Annotated in this window: 16 protein-coding genes; 9 read left to right on the top strand and 7 right to left on the bottom strand. The window is 45.2% G+C overall.

Features of this window, described 5'->3' with window-relative positions; translation table 11 throughout:
* From eutC to eat, 3 genes are read right to left on the bottom strand one after another with little or no spacing between them, the layout of a single operon-like run.
* Positions 1–765: an ethanolamine ammonia-lyase subunit EutC gene (gene eutC, locus AC570I_RS02540; protein WP_497404145.1), complete on the bottom strand. Its 765-nt coding sequence runs from the start codon at positions 763–765 to the stop codon at positions 1–3.
* The gene (locus tag AC570I_RS02545; protein ID WP_497404148.1) at positions 759–2150 is read right to left on the bottom strand and encodes an ethanolamine ammonia-lyase subunit EutB; all 1392 of its coding nucleotides are present in this window, start codon (positions 2148–2150) and stop codon (positions 759–761) included. The genes eutC and AC570I_RS02545 overlap by 7 nt, the downstream gene beginning before the upstream one ends.
* The gene (eat, locus tag AC570I_RS02550; protein WP_497404150.1) at positions 2140–3480 is read right to left on the bottom strand and encodes an ethanolamine permease; all 1341 of its coding nucleotides are present in this window, start codon (positions 3478–3480) and stop codon (positions 2140–2142) included. The genes AC570I_RS02545 and eat overlap by 11 nt, the downstream gene beginning before the upstream one ends.
* Before the next feature lie 306 nt (positions 3481–3786).
* On the opposite strand from eat, the gene AC570I_RS02555 reads away from it, so the two are divergent.
* The 3 genes from AC570I_RS02555 to AC570I_RS02565 all read left to right on the top strand — a co-directional run bounded on the left by AC570I_RS02555 (position 3787) and on the right by AC570I_RS02565 (position 8335).
* Entirely contained in the window at positions 3787–4605 is an 819-nt protein-coding gene (locus tag AC570I_RS02555; RefSeq protein WP_497404152.1) for a heparin lyase I family protein, read from the top strand.
* 139 nt (positions 4606–4744) lie between these two features.
* A complete protein-coding gene (locus AC570I_RS02560) occupies positions 4745–5788 on the top strand; it encodes an NAD(P)-dependent alcohol dehydrogenase (protein WP_497404154.1) in 1044 nt (347 codons plus the stop codon).
* Positions 5789–5977: 189 nt separating this feature from the next.
* Positions 5978–8335, top strand: coding sequence for a beta-L-arabinofuranosidase domain-containing protein (locus tag AC570I_RS02565; RefSeq protein WP_497404156.1), 2358 nt, complete (start codon positions 5978–5980; stop codon positions 8333–8335).
* Between the two features lie 39 nt (positions 8336–8374).
* On the opposite strand, the gene AC570I_RS02570 is transcribed toward AC570I_RS02565, so the two are convergent.
* From AC570I_RS02570 to AC570I_RS02585, 4 genes are read right to left on the bottom strand one after another with little or no spacing between them, the layout of a single operon-like run.
* Positions 8375–9340, bottom strand: coding sequence for a glycoside hydrolase family 43 protein (locus AC570I_RS02570; RefSeq protein WP_497404158.1), 966 nt, complete (start codon positions 9338–9340; stop codon positions 8375–8377).
* A 1-nt stretch (position 9341) separates the two neighbouring features.
* Complete coding sequence (locus AC570I_RS02575) at positions 9342–10274, bottom strand: glycoside hydrolase family 43 protein (RefSeq protein WP_497404160.1); 933 nt, start codon at positions 10272–10274, stop codon at positions 9342–9344.
* A 10-nt stretch (positions 10275–10284) separates the two neighbouring features.
* Positions 10285–11826, bottom strand: coding sequence for an alpha-N-arabinofuranosidase (locus tag AC570I_RS02580; RefSeq protein ID WP_497404162.1), 1542 nt, complete (start codon positions 11824–11826; stop codon positions 10285–10287).
* A gap of 27 nt (positions 11827–11853) precedes the next feature.
* A complete protein-coding gene (locus AC570I_RS02585) occupies positions 11854–13854 on the bottom strand; it encodes an alpha-L-arabinofuranosidase family protein (RefSeq protein WP_497404164.1) in 2001 nt (666 codons plus the stop codon).
* A gap of 232 nt (positions 13855–14086) precedes the next feature.
* On the opposite strand from AC570I_RS02585, the gene AC570I_RS02590 reads away from it, so the two are divergent.
* The 6 genes from AC570I_RS02590 (at position 14087) to AC570I_RS02615 (ending at position 24083) form a co-directional block, all read left to right on the top strand.
* The gene (locus tag AC570I_RS02590) at positions 14087–15505 is read left to right on the top strand and encodes a glycoside hydrolase family 28 protein (protein WP_497404165.1); all 1419 of its coding nucleotides are present in this window, start codon (positions 14087–14089) and stop codon (positions 15503–15505) included.
* A 305-nt stretch (positions 15506–15810) separates the two neighbouring features.
* Positions 15811–18219 carry a hypothetical protein gene (locus tag AC570I_RS02595; RefSeq protein ID WP_497404167.1) on the top strand — a complete coding sequence of 803 codons (2409 nt, stop codon included), beginning with the start codon at positions 15811–15813 and terminating at the stop codon, positions 18217–18219.
* 7 nt (positions 18220–18226) lie between these two features.
* The gene (locus AC570I_RS02600) at positions 18227–20074 is read left to right on the top strand and encodes a rhamnogalacturonan lyase (RefSeq protein WP_497404169.1); all 1848 of its coding nucleotides are present in this window, start codon (positions 18227–18229) and stop codon (positions 20072–20074) included.
* Positions 20075–20078: 4 nt separating this feature from the next.
* A complete protein-coding gene (locus AC570I_RS02605; protein WP_497404171.1) occupies positions 20079–22424 on the top strand; it encodes a glycoside hydrolase family 2 TIM barrel-domain containing protein in 2346 nt (781 codons plus the stop codon).
* Positions 22425–22458: 34 nt separating this feature from the next.
* A complete protein-coding gene (locus tag AC570I_RS02610; protein ID WP_497404173.1) occupies positions 22459–23226 on the top strand; it encodes a rhamnogalacturonan acetylesterase in 768 nt (255 codons plus the stop codon).
* A gap of 59 nt (positions 23227–23285) precedes the next feature.
* A complete protein-coding gene (locus AC570I_RS02615) occupies positions 23286–24083 on the top strand; it encodes a rhamnogalacturonan acetylesterase (RefSeq protein WP_497404175.1) in 798 nt (265 codons plus the stop codon).
* Positions 24084–24101 lie beyond the last annotated feature (18 nt).

Below are 24101 nucleotides of genomic sequence, written 5' to 3' on the forward strand. Positions count from 1 at the left end.
TTATAATAAAAGTGGTCGTTCATCATCCTTAAGATTTACCCCGCTGAGTTTAAGCTGTAAGGAGCGCAGTACCAGATCTCTTAGTTTTTCTGCCGCCACATCAGATGGGAGGCCTAGGTCGCGGATATTGGAAATGCAGTTTCTTTTTTCATCAGTATAACCGGGTTGCGGCATGTAGGTTATGTATGCGCCCAGGCTGTCGTAAGCACTTAGTCCCGGTCTTTCCCCAATCAGAATCACCGATAAACGGGCACTGAGGTGGTGGGCAATTTCATCTGCAATGGCCACTCTGGCTTGTTTGGCCAGTACAACAGGGGTAAAGGTAAAACCCTTGCTACTCAGCGACTCCATGAACAATGAAGTTACTTTTACTGCATTTTCATTTACAGCGAAGGCCGAAAGTCCGTCGGCAATCACGATACAGATATCTTTTTGAATACTTCTTTTATTTTGAAGTAATGCAGTGGAGTTGGCACTGAGTTTACGGCCGAAATCCGGGCGTTGCAGATAGGTCGTCCGGTCGGTTGCGCCGCTTTCCACCAGTACATGTGTGATACCCAGACCATCAAGCGCGTTTTCGATAGCGTTGACGTCCATATCCGAATACACCGCATCCTGTGCATGCGCGTGGGCAAGTTTGAATTTCAGCGATTCGCTTAGTGGCAGCGATACACCCGTCCTACCAAGTGCAATACGTGCCGCAGTGAAAAGCCGCAACTCTTCCCAAAGATCCTTTATGGCAATTTCGTTTGTTTTTTCTAGCATAAACCCAATATGGTTGAGGTTAATTCCTGGAGTTGCCTGGCTGAAGTGTGGGCCTTCGGACCGTTTGCATCAAATAATCCCTGATGTTGCAACCAACGGTCAAATTCCGGCGCGGGACGTTTATTCAGGATTTTACGAATGTACATGGCATCGTGAAATGAGGTCGACTGATAATTCAGCATGATATCATCTGCACCCGGAACACCGATAATGAAATTAATTCCCGCAACACCAAGCAAGGTAAGGAGGTTATCCATATCGTCCTGGTCTGCTGCCGCATGATTGGTATAGCAAATATCCATACCCATGGGCAGGCCCATCAGCTTGCCGCAAAAGTGGTCTTCCAGGGCTGCTCTTGTAATTTGCTTTCCATCAAAAAGGTACTCAGGTCCGATAAAACCGACTACCGAATTGATCAAAAGGGGATCAAAGCGGCGTGCCACGGCATACGACCGTACCTCGCAGGTCTGCTGGTCAACCCCAAAGTGAGCATTGGCGGAGAGTGCGCTACCCTGGCCCGATTCAAAATACATTACCTGCTTACCAACAGTACCGCGGTTTAATGAAAGTGCCGCCTCATGTGCCTCTTCCAGTATCGACAGGTTAATGCCGAAACTCGAATTGGCTTTCTCTGTGCCGGCAATCGACTGAAATACCAGATCAACAGGAACACCCTGTTCAATTAGTTGAATGCTGGTGGTAACGTGCGTAAGCACACAACTTTGCACCGGCATATCAAACTGTAGTCTAAGGCGGTCGAGCATATGAATAATTTCTGCAATTTTATGCGGGTTGTCGGTTGCCGGATTAATGCCAATCACCGCATCTCCGGCGCCATACATTAAACCATCGATCACCCCGGCCGCAATGCCCCTTAAATCATCGAGGGGGTGGTTAGGCTGTAGCCTGACGGACAAGTGTCCTTTGAGGCCAATGGTGTTTCTAAAGCGGGTAACCACTTCCAGTTTCTTCGCTGCCAATATCAGGTCCTGGTTTCGCATGAGTTTCGAAACTGCTGAAACCATTTCGGCCGTGAGCCCTTTTGATATCGATTCTATGGCAGCTGCACTCGCCTCATCACTCAGTAACCAGTCGCGCAGTGCGCCCACGGTAAAGTGTTTAATAGCAGCGAAAGATTGCTGATCTTGCCCGTCGATAATCAACCGCGTGATTTCGTCGCTTTCATAGGGCACAAAATCTTCGTTCAGAAAGTTGACAAGTGGAACATCTGCCAGTGCAATCTGCGCAGCAATACGTTCTTCGGCACTTGCAGCAGCAAGCCCGGCTAATACATCACCCGATCGTAGCGGGCTCGCCTTGGCCAGCAATAACCTGAGATTTTCAAACTCATATACATAATTACCGATGGTAAACTTATAACTCATGTTGATGATGATTTTCTGCTTCTTCTATGCCTATGGAGTTGTTGGCCATTTTCTTTGAGATCATTAATACAGCAAAACAAATCACCAGCCCGATCAGGAATATACAAGAAAGTTCCGGATAACCATAAACCATAGATACCAGTGTTATGGCGGCAAGGGTAAGTGCTATAGCCGGGAAATAAGGGTAGAATGGCGCCCGGAAAGGGCGGTTCATATCCGGCTCGCTTTTCCGCAGCTTAAATAAACTAAGCATACTGATGATGTACACCACAACCGCTCCAATGGTGGAAAGAATCACCAGTTTTCCGGTGTCGAAAAACATAAGGGCAGAAATACCCAGTGCAGTTCCTAGAAACAGCGCCACATATGGAGTTTTGCGTTTCCGGCTTACCCAGCTCAGGGCTTTGGGAAGGTAACCCGCCCGCGAAAGGGCGAAAATTTGTCGCGAATAGCTGATGATAATGCCATGGAAAGATGCGATTAGTCCGAATAATCCCACTCCGGCAAAAAGACGCGTAATTTTGCTATCCCTGCCCAGTATAATGCCCAAAGATTCAGGTAAAGGGTAATCGAGGTTGTCGAGTTCCTGCCATGGCGCAATTCCGCCCACACAAATCATCACTGCAAAAGCCAGGATAATTAAAGTGATCAAAGCGGAAATGTATCCGCGTGCGATGGCTTTGTTCCCATCTTTAACTTCTTCCGCAACCATGGCAATGCCTTCCAGGCAAACGAATAGCCAGATGGCAAAGGGTAAGGCACTGAAAACGCCGCCGAAACCGAATGGGAGAGGGTTATGCATAAACGTCTGCATCTTAAAATGCGGTGCGGCAATAACGATGAAAATCAGTAACTCCGCAATAGCAAGTACCGTCATTACTAATGAGAACCAGGCTGCTTCTTTCAACCCCAATAAGTTGATGCCGGTAAACACGAGAAACGAAGCGATGGATACGGCCAGTGCAGGGCATGATGGATATAGGAAATGAATGTAACTGCCTAAAGCCATGGATATAGCAGGGGCGGCGAACAGAAACTCCACCAGGGTAGCATAACCGGCAATTAATCCGCCTTTAACGCCAAAAGCCCTCAAAGAATAAGAAAACGGTCCGCCGGCAGATGGAATAGCTGTCGACAGTTCGGTAAAACTGAAAATAAAAGTGATGTAGAGGATACTGATAATCACGGTAGCTAAAAGTAAACCCACCGTGCCGGCCACACCCCAGCCATAGTTCCAGCCAAAATAGTCTCCTGAAATAACCAGTCCAACGCCAATGGCCCAGAGGTGTGTAGCACTAAGTGTTTTTTTTAATGTTTGAGAATCTTTCACAAATGTTTGTTTTTTTGATGTTGATTACCGGTGTTTGTTGTCTCGCCTTTAAGTTAAGGCTTTTAAAATAAATAGTTCGCTAAAATATTTTCTAATTTCATTAATTAGGGGTTGTAATTCTCTCTATTTTGGGTGAAAATTGAGTCGTTTTTTAGAAGAATCATTCAATGCTGGGAATATTTGGATGATTATTTTCTTTCGAATTGGTTTTTACCCCATAATGCTTTGGATTTTCACCCATTGTTATTCTTATCATGGTTTAAGTTTGTTGGAGTTATAATCATTTAATCACTAAATCTCTAAATCATGAAAACAACCTTTTTCCCAGCTCTGTTGGCTGCGACAGTCATTGTTTCCGGAGGGATCTTTGTTAGTTGTGCCAACAAAGACGACATCCCCGAACCCATCCCTGCACGGGCCACCCCCAAAGCAACATCGCGTACTTTGTTATGGGATGGGGCAGCCTCAGGCGGAACCAGTATATTTAAACAGATTCAGTTTCAGGATGCAGCCGGTAATTACGGCTCTACAAACGGGTCGTCAGTAACTGCTGTAACTGATGCCAATGAAGGAACAGTGTGGAAGATACATAAAGACGATCTCGACAGACGATGTGAAGCACTCGGTGCGGCAGGGGTAGTGCCTTCCGTCGGCCAAACCTATTTTGTTGGTTTTAAGTTCAAGCTGCCACAAACTCCGGCAGCCGGACAAACAGGTAGTGTTTTCACCATGATGCAATGGAAAACCGCCGGAACACCCAATACCCAGAATTACCCCTTTCTGCTGGTTTACAACAGCGGACGCGTGAAACTGGAATTTTATCCGGATCTGACATCGACAACGTTGCTTTATACACATAGCGTGGTGGCAAACACTTGGTACAGTATCGTACTTAAAGTTACCGTGGGCAATACTGCAAGCACCGGAAATATTCAGGTTTACTGGGGCGACGATGCAACGGCCGAAACTTTAGAAACAGGTAGTACCAGTTTCACCGGCAAAACCTTTGATGGGACTTCAATTGACCCGAAATGGGGTTACTATAGGGATACAGGTGCAGATGGAGACATCTACTTTTCACGCCTGAAAATCGGAAGCACCTATAATGATGTTAAGCCTTATTAAAATGTAAAGGCTCTGCGGAGCCTTTACATTTTTTACAACTTCTGATTGTTTGAAATTTGTAATGAATTCTTTGAAATCCGTAATGTTTTCCTAACAATTGACCTTTACCTTTGTTAAGGTAATTACAACAATCAAAAATATGACAACAACAAAAGGATATGCAGCTCAAAGCCCGGAAACCGACCTGGCGCCCTGGAATTTTGAGAGAAGAGAAGTCGGCCCTCACGATGTACAGTTCGAAATTCTGTTTTGCGGCGTTTGCCACTCCGACCTTCACCAGATTAAAAACGACTGGTTCCCGGGGATCTTTCCGATGGTGCCCGGCCATGAAATTGTTGGCCGCGTAGTAAAGGTAGGCGATCACGTCAAAAACTTTAAAGTGGGCGACCTGGCTGGTACAGGTTGTATGGTAGATTCCTGCCAGGTTTGCGAAAACTGTAAACAGGATCTGGAGCAATACTGCCTGGAAGGGAATACCCAAACGTACAACGGACTGGAAAGAGACGGAAAAACACCAACTTATGGTGGTTATTCGGATAGCATCGTAGTAAGGGAAGAATTTGTATTGAAAATTAAAGAGGGTGTAGATTTAGCTGCGGTTGCGCCATTGTTATGTGCCGGAATCACCACTTACTCGCCATTACGCCACTGGAAAGTGGGCAAAGGACATAAGCTTGCGGTATTAGGTTTAGGTGGCTTAGGACACATGGCCGTTAAATTCGGTGTGGCCTTCGGTGCGGAAGTAACTGTATTGAGTACTTCGCCCAAAAAAGAGGAAGATGCGAAGAAACTGGGTGCACATCATTTTGTGGTGACCACTGATCCGGCTCAGGTAGAAGCTGCCAAAGGTAGTTTCGATTTTATCCTGGATACGGTTTCTGCAGAGCACGATTTCAATATGTACCTTTCACTATTAAGAACCAACGGAACACACATCTGTGTAGGCGTACCACCTAAACCGGCAGAAATTGCTGCATTCAGTTTATTGGGTGGAAGAAAGAGCCTTGCGGGTTCTGGAATCGGTGGTATTAAAGAAACACAGGAAATGTTAGATTTCTGTGCGGAGAACAATATCGTGTCAGATATCGAAATGATCGATATGAAAGACATTCATACTGCCTACAAACGTATGGAAAAAGGTGATGTGCGTTACAGATTTGTAATTGACATGGCTACTTTATAATCGCTATTACATTACGGAAAAGGGCTTTGTTGTAAAAAACGAAGCCCTTTTTTATTGCGCCTTTTGCAGATAGAAAGCATTCCTGAATGAAAATCTTTTGCTATCTTCGTTAATCGTCACACTGACGTTTAAACTAACCAGATCATTACCTTTATCTCCGATAACGAATCATTAATACGCTGATGCGCCATGAATAATACCATAAAAAAAGGCATCCTGTTTCTTTTCACGGCTTCGCTTAGCCTGAACGCTGCGGCCCAGAAAAGTATCAGGGCATTTAAGCTTACTGACGTCAGGCTAATGGAGAGTCCTTTTCTTAAAGCCGAACTGACTGATAAAGCCTATATGCTTTCCCTCAATCCCGACCGGTTACTGGCGCCTTATCTGAAAGAATCCGGATTGACGCCCAAAGCCACTTCCTATGGCAATTGGGAGAATACTGGTTTGGATGGCCATATTGGTGGGCATTACGTTTCGGCACTGGCTTTAATGTATGCCGCTACGGGTGATGCAAAAGTGGAAGAGCGGCTGGATTACATGATCGGTGAGCTGAAAAAGTGCCAGGACAAAAATGGAAACGGATACTTATCAGGTGTACCTGGAGGAAAGGAGATCTGGAAACAGATCAAAGCGGGTCACATCAAAGCATCCAGCTTTTCACTCAACGACAAATGGGTGCCACTTTACAACATTCATAAGATTTATGCAGGCCTCTACGATGCTTATGCCGTCGCAGGTAATCAGCAGGCCAAGCAAATGCTGGTTAAACTAACAGATTGGTGCGTGGACCTGGTTTCCAATCTTTCGGATCAGCAGATTCAGGAACTTTTGAAAAGTGAGCACGGGGGATTAAATGAAATATTTGCCGATGTATATACATTCACCACCGATAAAAAGTATTTAAAGCTGGCCAGACAGTTTTCAGATCAGTCGATCCTGAAACCGTTGTTAAATAGTAAGGACGCGTTAAACGGTTTGCATGCCAACACCCAGATCCCGAAAGTAATCGGTTTTGAGCAGGTTGCCCTGGCCGACCGCGATACCGCCTGGGCCAACGCGGCAGATTTCTTCTGGAAAACAGTAGTACAACACCGCACGGTTGCCATTGGTGGTAACAGCGTAAGGGAACATTTCCATCCGGCAAACGACTTTTCTTCCATGCTCGAATCTCGCGAAGGCCCTGAAACCTGCAACTCTTATAATATGCTGAAGCTGACCAAGCAATTGTTCTTGTCAGCACCTTCAACTGAATACCTCGATTATTACGAGCGGACTCTTTATAACCATATCCTTTCTTCACAGCGGGAAAAAGGAGGTTTTGTTTACTTTACGCCCATGCGTCCCGGACATTATCGTACCTATTCTGCCCCGCAACAAAGCTTTTGGTGTTGCGTAGGCTCAGGCCTGGAAAACCATGGGAAGTATGGGGAACTGATCTATGCCCACGACGACCAGAATTTATATGTCAACTTATTTATTCCTTCAAAATTAAACTGGAAAGAGAAAGGCATTACGTTGGTGCAGGAAACCAGCTTTCCGAATACGGAATTCACTACCTTGAAACTTGCCTTCACAGGCCGAAAAAAGTTTGCCATCCGTTTACGCCATCCGTCATGGCTGGAGAATGGGAAAATGCAGATTACCGTAAACGGAAAGCCGCAGACGGCGAAAGATCTTGGAAATGGTTATGTCAGCATCGACAGGCTTTGGTCGGGCGGTGATGCGATAGAGGTAAACCTGCCGATGCAGACCCGCACGGAGTTTATGCCCGACGGATCAGATTGGGTGGCTTTTGTACATGGTCCCATTGTTCTGGCGGCCGAACTGGATACTTTGGGACAACCTAACCTGACTGGCGACAACAGTAGAATGGGACATATTGCTTCAGGACCGCTATTTTCGCTTAGCGAAGCACCTCTGGTTTCGGGCAACAAAGCCGATCTGGCTGCCAGCCTCAAAGCCAGTGGGAAGGAGCCCCTTACCTTTACTGCCGAAAATGCCATTTATCAGCAGAAATATAAAAATTTAAAACTGGTACCTTTCTCCAGTCTGGCTGAAAAACGTTACGTCGTGTACTTTCCCTACGCTTCAACAGCGAACTTACCCGAAAGAGCCAAAGCGATTCAGCTGGCAGAAACGGAAAAAATGAAACTGGAAAATGAAACGATCGATGTAATCAATACCGGAGAGCAGCAACCTGAATCTGACCATGGTTTCAAAGGCGAGAAAACAGAAACGGGTACCTTTCAGGACCGCCATTATAGAAACGGAACCGGATGGTTTGCTTATACACTGAAGAATAAAGACTTCAAAGGCAAAAAGATTAGGCTTACGCTTTATGGAAAGGAAAAAAACCGAAGCTTTTCTTTACTCGTGAATGGCACGGTGATTCAGCAGATTAAGCTCGATGGGAGCAGGGGAAATTTGTTCTACACGCAGGATTTTGAAATCCCTTCAGCTAGTTTAACCAGTAATCTGGAATTGAAATTTCAGGCAGATGAAGGCTCAGCCATTCCGGGGATTTATGAAGTACGGTTAGTGAAGTAAAATTGTCCCTCAGGCCAACCAGCGCTGAGGGACAAAATATTATTTAACCGCTTTAACTCCTTCACTTGTCATTATAATCCGTTTGATACTGCCATCCTTGTTATAGTACAAATCATCAATACAAACCGATCGGCGGTAGCTTCCGCCATCCGTATTGATCGATCCGTTATGGTAAATGAAATAGGATTTGCCTTTAAAATCAATAACGGCCTGATGGTTGGTATTGGAGTTTCCGGCAACTTCATTTAAAATGCCCTTATAGGTCCATGGGCCATTTACATTTTTGCTCATTGCATATACAATCTTCTCCGGAAATCCGGAAGCGTAAGAAAGGTAATACCAGCCCTTGCGTTTGTGGATCCATGGAGCCTCCGTAAACTCAGGAACATCGACCACCTGAATCGGGCCATCAAGTTCGATCATGTTCTTTTTCAGTTTAGCATAATAACAGCGCTGGTTGCCCCAGAATAAATAGGCCTGACCATCATCATCAATGATGACGGTAGGATCGATGTCATCCCAGCTGATTTTTACGGCTGTGGTCATATCGTTTGTAATCAGTGCTTTTCCAAGGGCATCTTTAAAAGGACCGCGTGGGTTATCTGCAACCGCCACACCAATCGACTTACCATGGATAGACCCATGCGAAATGGCCACATACCAGTAAAATTTACCATCGCGTTCAATCACCTGCGATGCCCAGGCATCGTCGCTTGCCCATGCAAAGCTTTTTGCATTTAAAGGCGATGGATGTTCTTTCCAGTTCACCATGTCTGCAGAGGAATAGCATAACCATTCATGCATTTCATAGCGTTCTTTGCTTTTCGGCGGAACATCGTGGCCCGTGTATAAATAAACCGAATCACCATATACAAATGCAGCCGGATCGGCAGTGTATTTATCCGTGATGATGGGGTTGCCTTTTGCGATAATGATTTTCTGCTGGGCCTGTAAAGAAAGGACACAGCTTGAAATGCCTAAAATCGATAAGATCAGCTTCTTCATATTATTGTGTTTGTAATTTGGCCAGCTCTTTTTTAGTAATGGTCAGGATAGTGCCGTGTCTTAGTCCTTTCGGCAATGAAATCTGATCCGATACATCTTTCCACTCTTTTAAATCGGATGAGACAATCGCCCCGTAACGGTGATCCCGGTATTTGTCGAAATATACCATCCAGTCTCTACCTATCCGGAGTGTGGTGGGTCCTTCAGCCCAGTATTGCCCGGTAATGGGTTCGCTGGCTTTGGTATAGGGACCTGTCAACTCATCCGACCAGGCGATTTTTAAATTCTTTTGTGCAGGTTCGCGGGTTTCATCTTTCAGGAACATCACGAACTGTTTGCCGTTCTTTATAATAGTGGCATCAATCACGTTGAAACCAGGATCGTAAAGTAATTTGGTATCAGAAAAGGTTTTAAAGTCTTTGGTCGTTACATAGTACATCCGGTGGTTATAGCCATCTTCCAGCGCTGAAGCCGTTTCGGTAAATTTGCCGGTAATGGTACTGGCCCAGTAAATCATATACGTTTTGGTTTTGGCGTCGTAAGTAATTTCAGGTGCCCAGGTATTTCTGGCACCGTCCTCTTTTGCCATTACCGGTAAAAACTCTTGTTCGCTCCAGTTGATAAGGTCTTTGGAACTGGCATAGCCAATTCCTTTATCTTTCCAGCTCACGGTCCACACCATGTGAAATAATCCGTCGGCGCCGCGAATGATGCAGGGGTCTCGCATCAGCTTATCCTTGCTTACGGTGGGTTTCAAAAAGGATGAATCGTTTTTGAGTGCTTTCCATTCATAGGCATCGGTACTGTAGGCCAGATGCAGCCCATCCTGTCCGTTGTTTTTAAAGTAGGCAAACAGGTAAACGCTGTTTTTTTGTGCTATAGCGGTCAGGCAAAAGCCAGATAGCAGTAGGAATATGCAGATTAGCTTTTTCATCAATAATGCATTATTTGAGTTCCAGTACAACAACAGATTGCGCCGGGAGCTCTACTTTCAGGTTGTTTCCTGATTTTTTCGCGCCGCTGAATTTGGTGATGTGCACTTTATTGGCCTCGGTAAAGGAATTGACATCAGTCAGCTTTGCTGAAGTCAGTATTTGTCCGCTTACGGTTTTCCATTTCAGTTCGCCCAATTCGGTATCCAGGGAAATTTTGTGCTTAGGATCGAGGTTAACCAGCGAAATGTGAACGGCGCCAGTCGAATCCTGAGAAGCCGAAACATTAAGGGAAGGGATTTTTTTGTCTCCTAAAGTATAATCCGGACTGCTGAAACTAATCGGCAGGTATTTGGCATCCATATGTACTTTGTACAAATCGAAAACGTGGTAAGTAGGGGTAAGCACCATCTTATCTTTTTCAGTTAGAATAACAGCCTGCAAAACATTTACGGTTTGGGCCAGGTTAGCCATCCGAACCCGGTCGGAGTGGTTATTGAAAATGTTCAGGGTAGTGCCTGCAATCAAGGCATCGCGTAAACTGTTCTGCTGATACAGAAATCCCGGATTGGTGCCGGGTTCTACATCAGTCCAGATGCCCCATTCATCCACAATCAAAGCCACTTTCTTTTTTGGATCATATTTATCCATAATGGCCGAATGTTTAGTTACGATTTCTTCCATGCGCAAACAGTTTTTCATGGTGTTGAAATACTGCTCTTCATCAAACTGGGTGGCAGAACCTTTGCTTTTCCAGTTTCCTGTAGGAAGTGTGTAGTAGTGAAGCGTTAAGCCCCACATGCGGCCGGCACCGATGTTTTTCATGCAGGTTTCTGTCCAGCGATAATCATCAGCATTCGCGCCACTCGCAATTCTTTTTAGAGGCGCCCCGGCATAGTCGCGGGCATAAGTGGCATACCTTCGGTATAAATCGCTGTAATATTCGGGTGTCATGTTTCCTCCACATCCCCAGCTTTCGTTTCCTACTCCCCAGAAGGAAACCTTCCAGGGTTTTTCCATCCCGTTTTGTTTCCTGATGGCGGTCATCGGACTGGTACCGTCGAAATTCAGGTATTCTACCCACTTCGCCATTTCTTCTACCGTTCCGCTCCCTACGTTTCCGGCGATATAAGGTTCGCAGTTTAACATTTGGCACAGTTCCAGGAACTCATGTGTACCAAAGCTATTGTCTTCAGTTACGCCGCCCCAGTTGGTATTGATCATTTTCGGGCGTTGATTTCTTGGCCCGATTCCATCCCTCCAGTGGTATTCATCTGCAAAGCAACCACCCGGCCAGCGCAGGTTGGGTACTTTGATTTTTTTCAGGGCCTCCACTACATCCAGTCTGATCCTGCCTTTATTAGGGATAGCAGAATTTTCATCCACCCAGAATCCATCGTAAATGCAACGACCAAGGTGTTCGGAAAAATGCCCGTAAATGTGCTTGCTTACTGTTTGTTCTCCGGCAGCTTTAATGCTCAGCACAGTAGTCTGCGCATCCGCCAGCAATCCACTGCAAAGCAGCGAAAGGGAGAGGACTAATTTTTTTATCATATGGTTTATTGGTATGTGGTTCGTTTTTTAATTCAGCAGTATTCTGATCACATTAAATGAATAAGGCTTCAGGTCCATATTCAGTTTTTTGCCTTTTAAAGCCACTGCCGATAATTTCGGACTCACCGCCTTGGGCTGATCGAATGAGTTAAGCTGATCAAGATTGGAATTGGCCAGTTCTTCCAGTGTACCTTTGCTTTTCAGTCTGGTTTGGCCATCAAGTGCAAAATCAACCGCTTTATGCTGATTTGAATTATTCGCGATTTTAATGATCAGCTCCTTCTTGTTTTTATCCAGTACAGAGGAGGCATACAAGCCGTCTTGTCCGGTAATGTTTTTGTCATCCAGTGTAATGGAAACCACATCCGTTCCCCGGTTGGTGGTGAATAGCTTCTGAACATAGTAATCGGGTGTACCGTACACATTTAGGTTATCTACCCAGATCATATCCGGAGCCCATTGCCAGCCATCAATATGGGCAAACAAAGGGGCATAGGATGCCATTTGAACCACATCGGCATTGCGCTCTAAGCCTGTCATTAATGAAGCTGCCGCCAGCGCACTTTCCCAGTTGTTGCGGTTGCTACCCACATGGTTTTTATCCGCGTGTACAGCATATTCGCCTACAAATACTTTCGATTCATTTCTTGGATAGTTATCATAACGGCCTGCATTTTTCAAAAACCAGTCGGCCGGACGATAGTAATGTTCATCGATAAAATCAGCCTTGTTTGCTCTTAGTGAGGTGTTCAGCAAGTTGAACCGATCGCCTTCAGGATCGGTGCCGGAGCTATTGATAATTTTAAAATCAGGATATTTTGCTTTGATGGCTTTGGTGAAAATAGCCAGACGCTCCAGGTATTGCGGTCCCCAGTTTTCGTTTCCAACACCCATCATTTTCAGGTTGAAGGGTTTTGGGTGCCCAAGCTCAGCACGCTTTTTACCCCAGGTGGTATTCACATCGCCGTTCGCAAACTCAATGAGGTCGAGCGCATCCTGCACATAAGGACCAAGCTCATCGAGTGCAACTACTTCGGCCGTGTTAAACTGGCAGGCCATCCCACAATTTAAAATGGGCAAGGCATCGGCACCAATATCTTCGGAGAGCTGAAAATATTCAAAAAATCCAAGCCCGAATGTCTGGTAATAATCGGGTGCCGAACGGTAAGAGAATTCTGTATTCCACCTGTTGATCATTAGTTTTCGGTCTTCAATAGGACCAATCGTATTTTTCCACTGATAGCGGTTAGCCAGGTCGGTTCCCTCTACAATACAGCCTCCTGGAAAACGGATAAATCCAGGTTTCATGTCGGCAAGTAGCTGAACCATATCCGCCCGTAAACCTTGTGGACGGTTTTTCCAGGTATCGCCCGGAAATAAAGAAATCATATCCAGATCAACCTTTCCTTTTCCCTGAAACAGGATGGAGAACTTAGCCTTCGGATTGGTTTCGGTTGCCACAAAGCTGGCCGTTTGTTTTTGCCAGTCCTTTCCCTGCCCGGTAAAGGTAACTGCACCCTGACCGATAATTTTCTGCTCTGGATCTTTAAGCAAAAGCACCATCTTTACTCCAGGCTCCAACTGACGGTACATAACAGAAAAATCGTAACGCACACCCTTTTTCACGCCAATCCCTTTAAAGCCTTCGTTAATCAGTTCAAAATCGTCTGTAAGCTTGCTAACCTGTAAATAGCGTGGATTGGTAGTGTTTTCTTCCTTACGGTTTACCACCAGCACTTCACCTTCCTGCGGTCTCTTTCTCGAAACCGTCCAGCCCATTAAGGGTTTAGCAAATTCAAAGGATCTGTTTTTGATCAGTTCGGCATAAATCCCGCCGTCAGCGCCAAAGTTAATGTCTTCAAAAAATACACCCCACATGTTGGGTTGAACTTTGGCAATTGGCTGATCCAGCTTAACTTTGATGATTTTTGCTTCCTGAGCCTGGAGAAGGGAAGGGAATGTAAGCACGCTCAAACTGCAGGCCAGGCCTGTAAACAGCACACTTATGAATGGTCGGTTTAATTTCATTAAGTTTTAATATTTGGTCGATACTATTTGTAAAAGTAAAATATTTAAGAGAATAAACGTCATCTGTACGATTATTTATTTGTAATAAATTTATATACAATATTATCCTGCGCCAGCTCCTCTTTCAGGATACCACAGGACGCCAATTGTTGATTTTTTACTAAGTTAGCGGGCTGGCGGGTATTAAACGAGAAATATTATGCCTGTTAGTAACCAGATATTATCCAAGAGTATGAAAGTTAAGATCAGTTTTTTTCTATTGGTATTGTTATACAATATTGCGGCCATGGCGCAGACCACAACCCCGGATTGGGTAGCAAAAGTTGGCAACAGAAATACAAAGTATAAAAGTACCACCTTCCAGGCCGGCAAGTACGGCACTTTGGGTGATGGAAAAACCCTGAATACCGAAGCCATACAAAAGGCAATCGACGATTGTGCCGCCAAAGGTGGAGGGATCGTAACTTTTAAACCTGGCAAATATCTTACCGGATCGCTGTTTATAAAAAAGGGGGTAAACCTGAATATCGGAACAGGTGTGGAAATACTGGGCAGCCAGGATATTAAAGATTACCCTGAAATTGATACCAGGGTGGCGGGAATTGAAATGAAGTGGCCGGCTGCATTGATTAATATTATCGGTCAGCAAAGCGCATCCATTTCAGGTAGCGGCCTGATTAATGCACAGGGAAAAGTTTTCTGGGATTACTACTGGAAGCTGAGAAAAGAATATGAACCCAAAGGCCTGCGGTGGATAGTGGACTACGATGCCAAACGCCCCAGAACAATCCTGATTGCAGAATCTTCAGATATCGTGTTAAAGGAGGTAAATATTCAACAAGCCGGATTCTGGACGGTTCAGGTACTGTATTCATCTTATGTAACGGTGGATAAAGTCACCATCAGAAATAATGTAGACGGGCACGGGCCAAGCACCGATGGGATTGACATAGATTCTTCCACATGGGTGTTGGTTCAGAATTGCGACATTGATTGTAATGACGACAATTTCTGCTTAAAGGCGGGCCGCGACTGGGATGGTCTGCGAGTGAATAAGCCAACAGAATATGTGGTGATCAGAAACAGTATTGCCCGTAAAGGCGCCGGATTGCTTACCCTCGGCAGCGAAACTTCAGGCGGCATCCGCCATGTATGGGCAACAGATTTAACAGGTTATGATACCGGAAATGCACTGAATATTAAGTCGGCCACCATCAGGGGCGGCACCGTGGAAGATGTTTATTTCCGCAACATCATTATGCATGGCGTTGGAAATGTATTGCAGGTCAACCCAAACTGGAATCCCGCTTATAGCTATTCTACCTTACCGCCCGCATACAACATCAATGAAGTTCCTTTACACTGGAAAAAGATGCTTACCCATGTCGAACCAAAGGAGAAAGGCATTCCTAAAATCCAAAACATCAATTTGTTTAACATCAAGGCAACGGGTGCAAAGAAAGCCATCAATGCCATTGGCTTAGCGGAATCCACGCTTAAAAACTTCAGCTTATCGCAGCTGGTTATAGCAACCGCAAACGCCGGAGCACTTGATTTTTGCGCAGGCTGGAAATTCTACGATGTTAACATCAAAGCAGCAGATGGAAAAGCATTAAGCGTAACGAATTCAACGGACATAAAACTCCCTTAATGGTAACTTTTACATAGATGTTCGGTCACTGTACATGCACCAGGCGGGTTATAATTGGACTGTATGATCTTAACCTTCCAATTGCAGTATACCACAGGATGCGCGTTAAAAATTTACTCTTTAAATTGGCCATTGATCAATCCTTTTCCCAAAAGTAAGATCAAACTAACCAATTAAATTTATGAGATCCATTGTTATTTATCAATTTTTGTTGATGATCAGCTTATATATAGCAATGTACCGGCCTGAAAAAACTGGACTTTTAAAAGCAATTCAGTTTAAAACCAAAACCGAACGCAATGAAGATGAATAAACTATGTCTTTTTGCTTTGATGATACAGTGTGCGCTTTATGCTGTTGCACAACAGAACCCTAAACCGGCAACTGCTGCACCACAAACCATGAAATTGTTTTTTGAGAAGGTTTACCTGCAAACCGACCGGAGTTATTACAACACGGGTGAAGACCTGTGGTTTAGTGCTTACCTTAGCAATGCCAAAAGTACCAGTTTAACCTCAACCAGTAACAACTTGTACGTAGAGCTGATCTCGGCAAAAGCCGGCATGATCGACAACAAGATCATCCGGCTCGATAAGGGGCTGGGTAAAGGGGACTTCAAATTAAAGGATTCTATCCCATCAGGATGGTATAACATCCGTGCTTATACCAACTGGATGAGGAACTTCGGTGATGACTTTATCTTTCAAAAACGCATTTACATCAGCAACAACCTGGCTGAAAACGCCAGCTATACTACCCGAACGGCCGGTCAGACCGCCACTGCTGAAAAACCAGTCAAATCAATAGCCTTTTTCCCTGAAGGGGGTGCACTGGTAGAAGGGCTTACCAGTATCGTTGCGTTTAAAACCAACGACCAGTCGGGCAATGGAATAAAAGCCAGAGGAAGTGTAATTTCCTCAAAAGGAGATACCATCACCAGTTTTCAGTGTACTGATGCCGGCCTCGGGATATTTGCATTCGCCCCAAAAGCAGGTGAAACTTATCAGGTATCAGGATATTATGGTACAGAGAAATTCACCTCAGCATTGCCTGCGATCTTAAAAAAAGGTATGGTGTTGCATGTGGTAAGCGATTCCACCAACATCAAAGCCTCCATCAGTACCAGCGAGGAATCATTTAAAGAATTAGCTGGGAAATCTGTATCCATCCTCATCAAACATGGGGGTGATAATGTATATACCGGTTCATTCAATATCACCAAACCAACGGTTTCCGTAACAATACCTACAAAAGATTTCCCTCAGGGCGTTGCCATTATCACCTTGGTTGATCAGCTGGGAAGGCCCAATTGCGAGCGCCTGGTTTTTATCAATGGCGACAATAAAGCCATGCTTTCCATTAAACCCGAAAAAACTGCTTATAAACCGAGGGAAAAAGTGACCTTAAATATCAAAGCTACAGATGCAATTGGTTTGCCGGCCAGAACCTCATTTTCGCTGGCTGCGGCAGATGCCCTTTTGCCGGATGACGGCGGCAACCTGATCTCTTACCTCTTGCTGCAGTCGGAAGTGAAAGGGGACATCAAAAATGCAGCACAGTATTTTGACCCGAACAACCCCTCGCGTTTAAAACAGCTCGATCTTTTATTGTTAACCCAGGGCTGGAGGGATTATTTGTGGCGGAGGATAGCAGATTCAACTGTACATGTGAGTTACCTGCCTGAAGCCGGTTTAGTGTTAAAAGGGACTGTGAGGGAAAAGGTGGGCAGTAAAATGCTTCCTGATATGAACATTACCCTGTTTGGTTCAAACTTTAGTGGCGACAAATTATTCAGTACCAAAACCGATCAGAATGGACAATTCTTTCTCGACGGACTGAAATGGTATGGCAATCAGGCCATCAAACTGTCTTCAAAAGATGCTAAAGGTAAAAAAGGAGGATGGTTGCAAATCGATACGGTGGCTAAACCTCCTGTGTCTGCATTTTTAAAAGGCGACCAGGTGGTGCAACCTAACATACAGGCAGAAATGAGCAAAAGATTCGACTATAACCGTAAATATAAATTTGGGGATTCTATCACGCTAAAGGATGTAGATATTAAAGCCAATAAAAGTAGAAATGTACAAATGTTCGACCAGACGCTGATGACCTTTGGCTATCCAGACCAAATATTGGATGTCAAACCGGCAGACTACAGCTATCAGAGCCTGGAACATTTCCTACTCACTAAAGTTAACGGGGCGCAACCTGTTGATGATTCCGATTCCATAGGAAACGAGGGAGTTACTTTTATTTCCAATGGAAAGAAAATCCGTCCGAGAATTAAGGTGAATAACCGCGAAGAACTCGTGGCTGAACGTCTGGATTACTACAGCTTAACGATGGATCAGATCACTCAGGTAAAAGTACAGCACCTGGTTGATATGTATTCGAAAGATGTCTTTGTCATTAGTCTGACTGTTAAAGACGGTGCACTGGCGGGAGGAGCCAACCTCAACCTGATCAATACAAACTTAACCGGCTATTACACCGCCAGAGATTTTTATTCTCCTAACTACAGCACAGCTGCCAGTCCAAACAAAGATTTACGCACCACCATTTTCTGGTCGCCATTAATCAAAACCAATGAAAAAGGGGAGGCACAGGTCAGCTTTTACAACGGTGATAACCCGACCAGAATCAATATTAAAACAGATGGTATCACCGATAAAGGAACAGCCTTATCTGCAAAAGCAACCTATACCGTTCAATAACGAAAACATGACTAAAGCATTCCGCTATTTATTGATAATATACATCGCTGTGGCCACTCAGGCTGCCTTTGGCCAACGGCAAATGGAAAAACTTGACCGCGGCCTGGTAGCGGTACGGTATGCACCAGATTCCGTTTTTCTCAGCTGGCGCATATCCGGAACCGAACCCGACGATATTGCTTTTAATCTTTACCGTAAAGCAGCTGGTGAAGCGGTTAAAAAGTTAAATACAATTCCTTTAGTGAAAGGGACAAACTTTGTAGATGTTACCGCAACAAGTGTTCATGACAATCATTACGAAGTAAAAGCCATCCTGAATGGGAAAGAAGAGTCAGCCGGCAAACCCTTTACGCTTAAAGCCAATACAGCGGTTCAGCAATACCTGAACATTCCCCTTCGCACCCCAGCCGGATACACGCCTAACGATGCGTCTGCAGGCGACCTGGATGGCGACGGCGAATACGAAATCATTCTCCACCAAACGGGAAGAAGCCGGGATAATTCTTCAAATGGCATTACCGATCCGCCCATATTTCAGGCTTACAAAATCAACGGAACCTTTTTATGGGAAATCAATTTGGGCAAGAACATCAGGGAAGGGGCACATTATACCCAGTTTATAGTGTACGACCTCGACGGGGATGGTATTGCTGAATTTGCCTGCAAAACTGCCGATGGTACCATTGATGGAAAAGGAAAGGTGATTGGCGATTCGAAAAAAGATTACCGGAATAACAACGGCAAGATATTGAGGGGGCCCGAATTCTTCACCATCTTCAGCGGTAAAACCGGTGAAGCCCTGGCAACGACAGATTATATCCCTTCACGTGGTGATCTGGGTGCATGGGGTGGAAAAGGAGGAAATGGCAAAAACGACAATACCGGTAACCGCGCCGACCGGTTTAACGCCTGCGTGGCCTACCTCGACGGCGTACACCCCAGTGTGGTAATGTGCCGCGGTTATTATGGACGTACAGTGCTGGCAGCCTGGGACTGGCAAAACGGGAAACTCACTTCACGCTGGGTATTTGATTCTAAAGACGGTAAGAATCCGTTCTCAGGTCAGGGAAACCATAACCTTACCGTAGCAGATGTAGATGGCGACGGCAAAGATGAAATCATATACGGTTCAATGTGTGTGGATGATAATGGAAAAGGTTTATATACCACTGGCTTAAGACATGGTGATGCGCTTCACGTGTCAGATCTGGATCCTGAACGCCCGGGTCTCGAGGTTTTTGGCGTTCACGAAATAGAAGAAGGGACCAAGGGGCCGGGTGCCGCAGTTTACGACGCCCGTACCGGAGAAATTCTATGGCATGGTTCTGAAGATGAAGATGTAGGCAGGGGTGTAGCAGATAATATTGATCACACCCGATATGGTGCACAAATGTGGTGGTCGGGCTCAAACGGACTATTCGACATCAAAGGAAACAGAATTGGCGAACAACCACGCTCCACCAATTTCCTGATTTACTGGGATGGTGATTTATCACGCGAATTGCTGGATGGTAACCACATCGATAAATACAACGGCGGAAGGTTACTCACCGCCAACGGCGCCATCGCCAACAACTGGACAAAATCTACACCTGCCCTGAGTGCCGATATTTTCGGCGACTGGCGCGAAGAGCTTATCCTCAGGTCTTACGATAACCAGAGTTTACGAATTTACACCACCACCATTCCAACAGATCACCGCAATTATACATTAATGCACGATCCACAATATCGCTTGAGCATTGCCTGGCAGAACGACGGCTATAACCAGCCGCCACATACCGGCTTTTATTTTGGCCATGACATGAAGAAAGCACCGAAACCAAATATCAAACTGGTTGAACCTCAGAAATAAATCTATGAAAAGACTAAAAATAAACCTGCTGATTTACCTATTGTTACTCCAGTTTGTTGCCGCTGCGCAGGCCATTAAACAGGAAAGAATCACTAATAATTTTGATCGGGACTGGGCATTTATGCAACAGGACGTGAACGGTGCAGAAAAGCCGGGTTTTGATGACAAGGCCTGGAGAAAACTCAATGTACCGCACGACTGGAGCATTGAAGGTGCTTATGATAAAACCAATCTTACTGCCCGGGGTGGTGGGTACCTGCCTTCAGGAACGGGTTGGTACCGCAAGAGTTTTACCCTGGATGAAAGTTTAGCCAATAAAAAGATCACCATCGAATTTGATGGCGTAATGGCCAACAGTGATGTCTGGATCAATGGTTTTCATTTAGGCAAACGCCCTTATGGGTACATCAGTTTTAATTACGACTTAACTAAACACCTTAATTTCGGTAAAGGAAAAACAAATGTCATTGCGGTGAAGGCCGATAATACCGTGCAGCCTGCATCCCGCTATTATACCGGAGCCGGCATTTACAGGCATGTACGCCTGGTAGCTACGGATCTGGTACACATTGGCGATTGGGGCGTATTTATCACCACCCCTGAGGCCACTATTCAGAAAGCAATTGTAAAAGTTCAAACGTCCTTATCTAATGAATCGGCAAAAGCCGCTCAGGTGACTATAGAAACGGCAGTGCTGGATGCAGCAGGCAAAGTGCTTAAAACCGTTCAGAGCAAACAAAGTATTGCTGCCGGTCAGTCAGCTAAAATAGAACAGGATATCGTTTTGTCCAACCCGAAGCTCTGGAATCCCGAAACGCCCGTGTTGTACAAAACGCTTACTAAAGTAATGTCAGGTGCAAAAGTGGTAGATGATCAGGTAAATAGCTTCGGTGTCCGTAGTTTTAAATTTGATGCCGCTACCGGATTCTGGATGAACGGAAAAAACTTTAAACTTAAAGGAGCGTGCCTTCACCACGATGGTGGCGCTGTAGGTGCTGCGGTACCACTTAGTGTCTGGGCATTCCGTTTAAATAAACTGAAGGAAGCAGGCGTGAATGCCATCCGTACGGCGCACAATCCGGTTGCGCCGGAGTTTCTGGACCTTTGCGATCAGATAGGCTTCCTGGTGATGGATGAAACTTTTGATACCTGGACAGCGGCAAAAAACAATGGGGAGAAAGGATATAACCGCTTCTGGAAAGAATGGTGGGAACGTGATACCCGCGACATGGTGATGAGGGACCGCAACCACCCATCCATTGTGATTTACAGTGTGGGTAATGAAATTCATGATGACTTAAATAGTCCGGAAGGCTTTAAAAAATATAAAGATCAGCAGGACCTGGTGCATCAGCTCGACCCGAGCCGGCCCGTTACCATGGCCCTATTCCGCCCTGCCAATTCAAAAGTATATACCAATGGCTTTGCCGAAACCATGGACATCGTCGGACAAAACTACCGGGAAAATGAACTGGTGGCTTTGCACAACCAAAAACCCAGTTTAAAAATTATTGGTACCGAGAATACCCATGTCATCCAGCAATACCTGGCTTTACGCGATAACCCCTTTATGGCGGGCCAGTTTTTATGGACTGGATTTGATTACCTCGGTGAGGCCGACTGGCCACAGATTACCAACGGGCAAGGCTTGTTCGACCGGATAGGCGAGTGGAAACAGCAGAGCCTGCAACGCCAGAGCTGGTGGTCGGAAAAACCAACAGTCCATATCGTGAGAAAAGAAGACAATGCAGGGGCGGGCGACTGGATCAATAACTGGACGCCTACCGATTTCGATACCTATGATGATGCCAAAGTTGCGGTTTACAGCAATTGCGACGAAGTGGAGTTGTTCCTGAATGATAAATCTTTAGGGAGCAAACCTAAACCAGCCGACGATTCGCCACGCCTCTGGGACGTCACTTTTGAGAAAGGATCGATCAAAGCAGTGGGCAAGAACAAAGGTAAAGTGGTTTCAGAGGAAACGTTAAAAACCGCAGGACCTCCGGCTAAACTTGTCCTTTCTCTTGATCAAAACAAGATCTCAACAGCCTGGGATGATGTGGCCTTTCTTAAAGTAACCATTTACGATGAGCAGGGAAATATTTGCCCCAATGCCGATAATCTCATTAAATTTACCGTTTCTGATGCAGGGATAATTGATGCTGTCGACAACGGTAATATCATCAGTCACGAACCCTACAAAGCGCGGCAACGACATGCTTACCATGGTGTCGCCATGGCAAATATAAAAGCCAGAACTGCCGGCAACATCGAAATCAAAGTAAGTGCTGAAGGACTGGAAGGGGCATCTTTAAAATTAACAGCTACAGAAAACGCACAGACAAAATAAAACCATGATCAATAGGTCAATCAACATCACAATCATGAAATCAATATCTTTTAAAGTACTTGCGGCGGCAGGAATCGCGATACTCGCTACTGCATTCATTAAACCAGGCAAGCCTGCCCTCCATACCATTGGCGATTCTACCGTACGTAATTCAAATAAAGAAACCTGGGGCTGGGGAACACCCATTGCCGAGCTTTTTGATACCACCAGAATTCACGTGGAAAATAATGCGATGGCAGGAAGAAGTACCAGAACTTATCTTTCTGAAGGGCGCTGGGATAAGGTATTGGAAACGCTTAAAAAAGGCGACTTTGTGACCATGCAGTTTGGTCACAACGATGGCAGCGAACCCGATACCACCAAAGCCGGAAGACGAGGTGTGCTTAAAGGTACAGGTGAAGAAACAAAGGTGTTAACCTGGCCGGATGGAAAAGTAGAAACCGTACATACCTACGGCTGGTACATCCGCAAGTTTGTGCGCGAAGCCAAAGCAAAAGGTGCCACGCCGATAGTGGTTTCCATGATCCCGAGAAATGAATTCAGGAATGGAAAGGTGCTCCGTGCAGATAAAGATTTTGGCAAGTGGGCCGCTGAAGTAGCGCAACAGGAAAATGCATTTTTTGTCGACCTCAATAAAATTACCGGCGATAAATATGATGCCATGGGGCCTGAGAAAGTGAAAGCATTTTTTCCCGGCGACCATACCCATACCAATCTGGAAGGTGCAAAAGTAAATGCACAATCTGTAGCAGAAGGAATTAAGGCCCTGAAAGGCTGTGAACTCAAAAAATATTTACTTTAGTTATTTATAAATGAATCCCGCAGGTGTTTAAATCTTACGGGATTTAAAATTTTCAAGCCATGAAATCAAACAAAACATATTTAGGCCTAATTTTAAGTGCCGCATTCATCATTTTTTCTTCCTGCGTGCTATTAAAGCAAAAGGATAAACCCACTTTATTTTTGATTGGCGATTCGACTGTGAAAAACGGCAAGGGCAAAGGTGACGGCAGTTTGTGGGGTTGGGGAAGTTTCATCGGTGAGTTCTTCGATACCGGGAAAATCAATGTGGAAAATGATGCCCTGGGTGGTACAAGCAGCCGTACTTTCCAAACCAATGGTTTATGGGATGCGGTATTGGCCAAAGTAAAAAAAGGAGATTTTGTGATGATGCAGTTTGGGCATAATGATGGAAGTCCACTGGATGACACAGCCCGCGCCCGCGGTACCATTAAAGGAATTGGCATGGAAAGTAAGGAAACCTACAACCCGATTAAGAAAAAGCAGGAAGTGGTATACACTTATGGCTGGTACATGCGCAAGTTTATAAACGACATTAAAGCAAAAGGCGCTACGGCAATCATCTGCTCGCCCGTTCCACGTAACCCGGTTAGAAACAACAAAATTACCCTGGTTGATGATAGTTACGCAACCTGGGCTCAGGAACTGGCCAGGACCGAAAAAGTTGATTTTATTCCGCTCAATCAGTTGATCAAGGATAAATATGCCACCTTAACTGCAGATGAGGTAAACGCTTATTTTACGGAGAAAGACCATACACATACCAATGAAGCTGGCGCAAAGGTAAATGCCGCCGCTGTAGCAGAAGGGTTAAAAGCATTGAAATCAAGCAAGCTTAAAACTTATCTGAAAAAGTAATGTGATGTGGTAGTACAG

The organism is Pedobacter sp. A2324 (assembly GCF_059693705.1).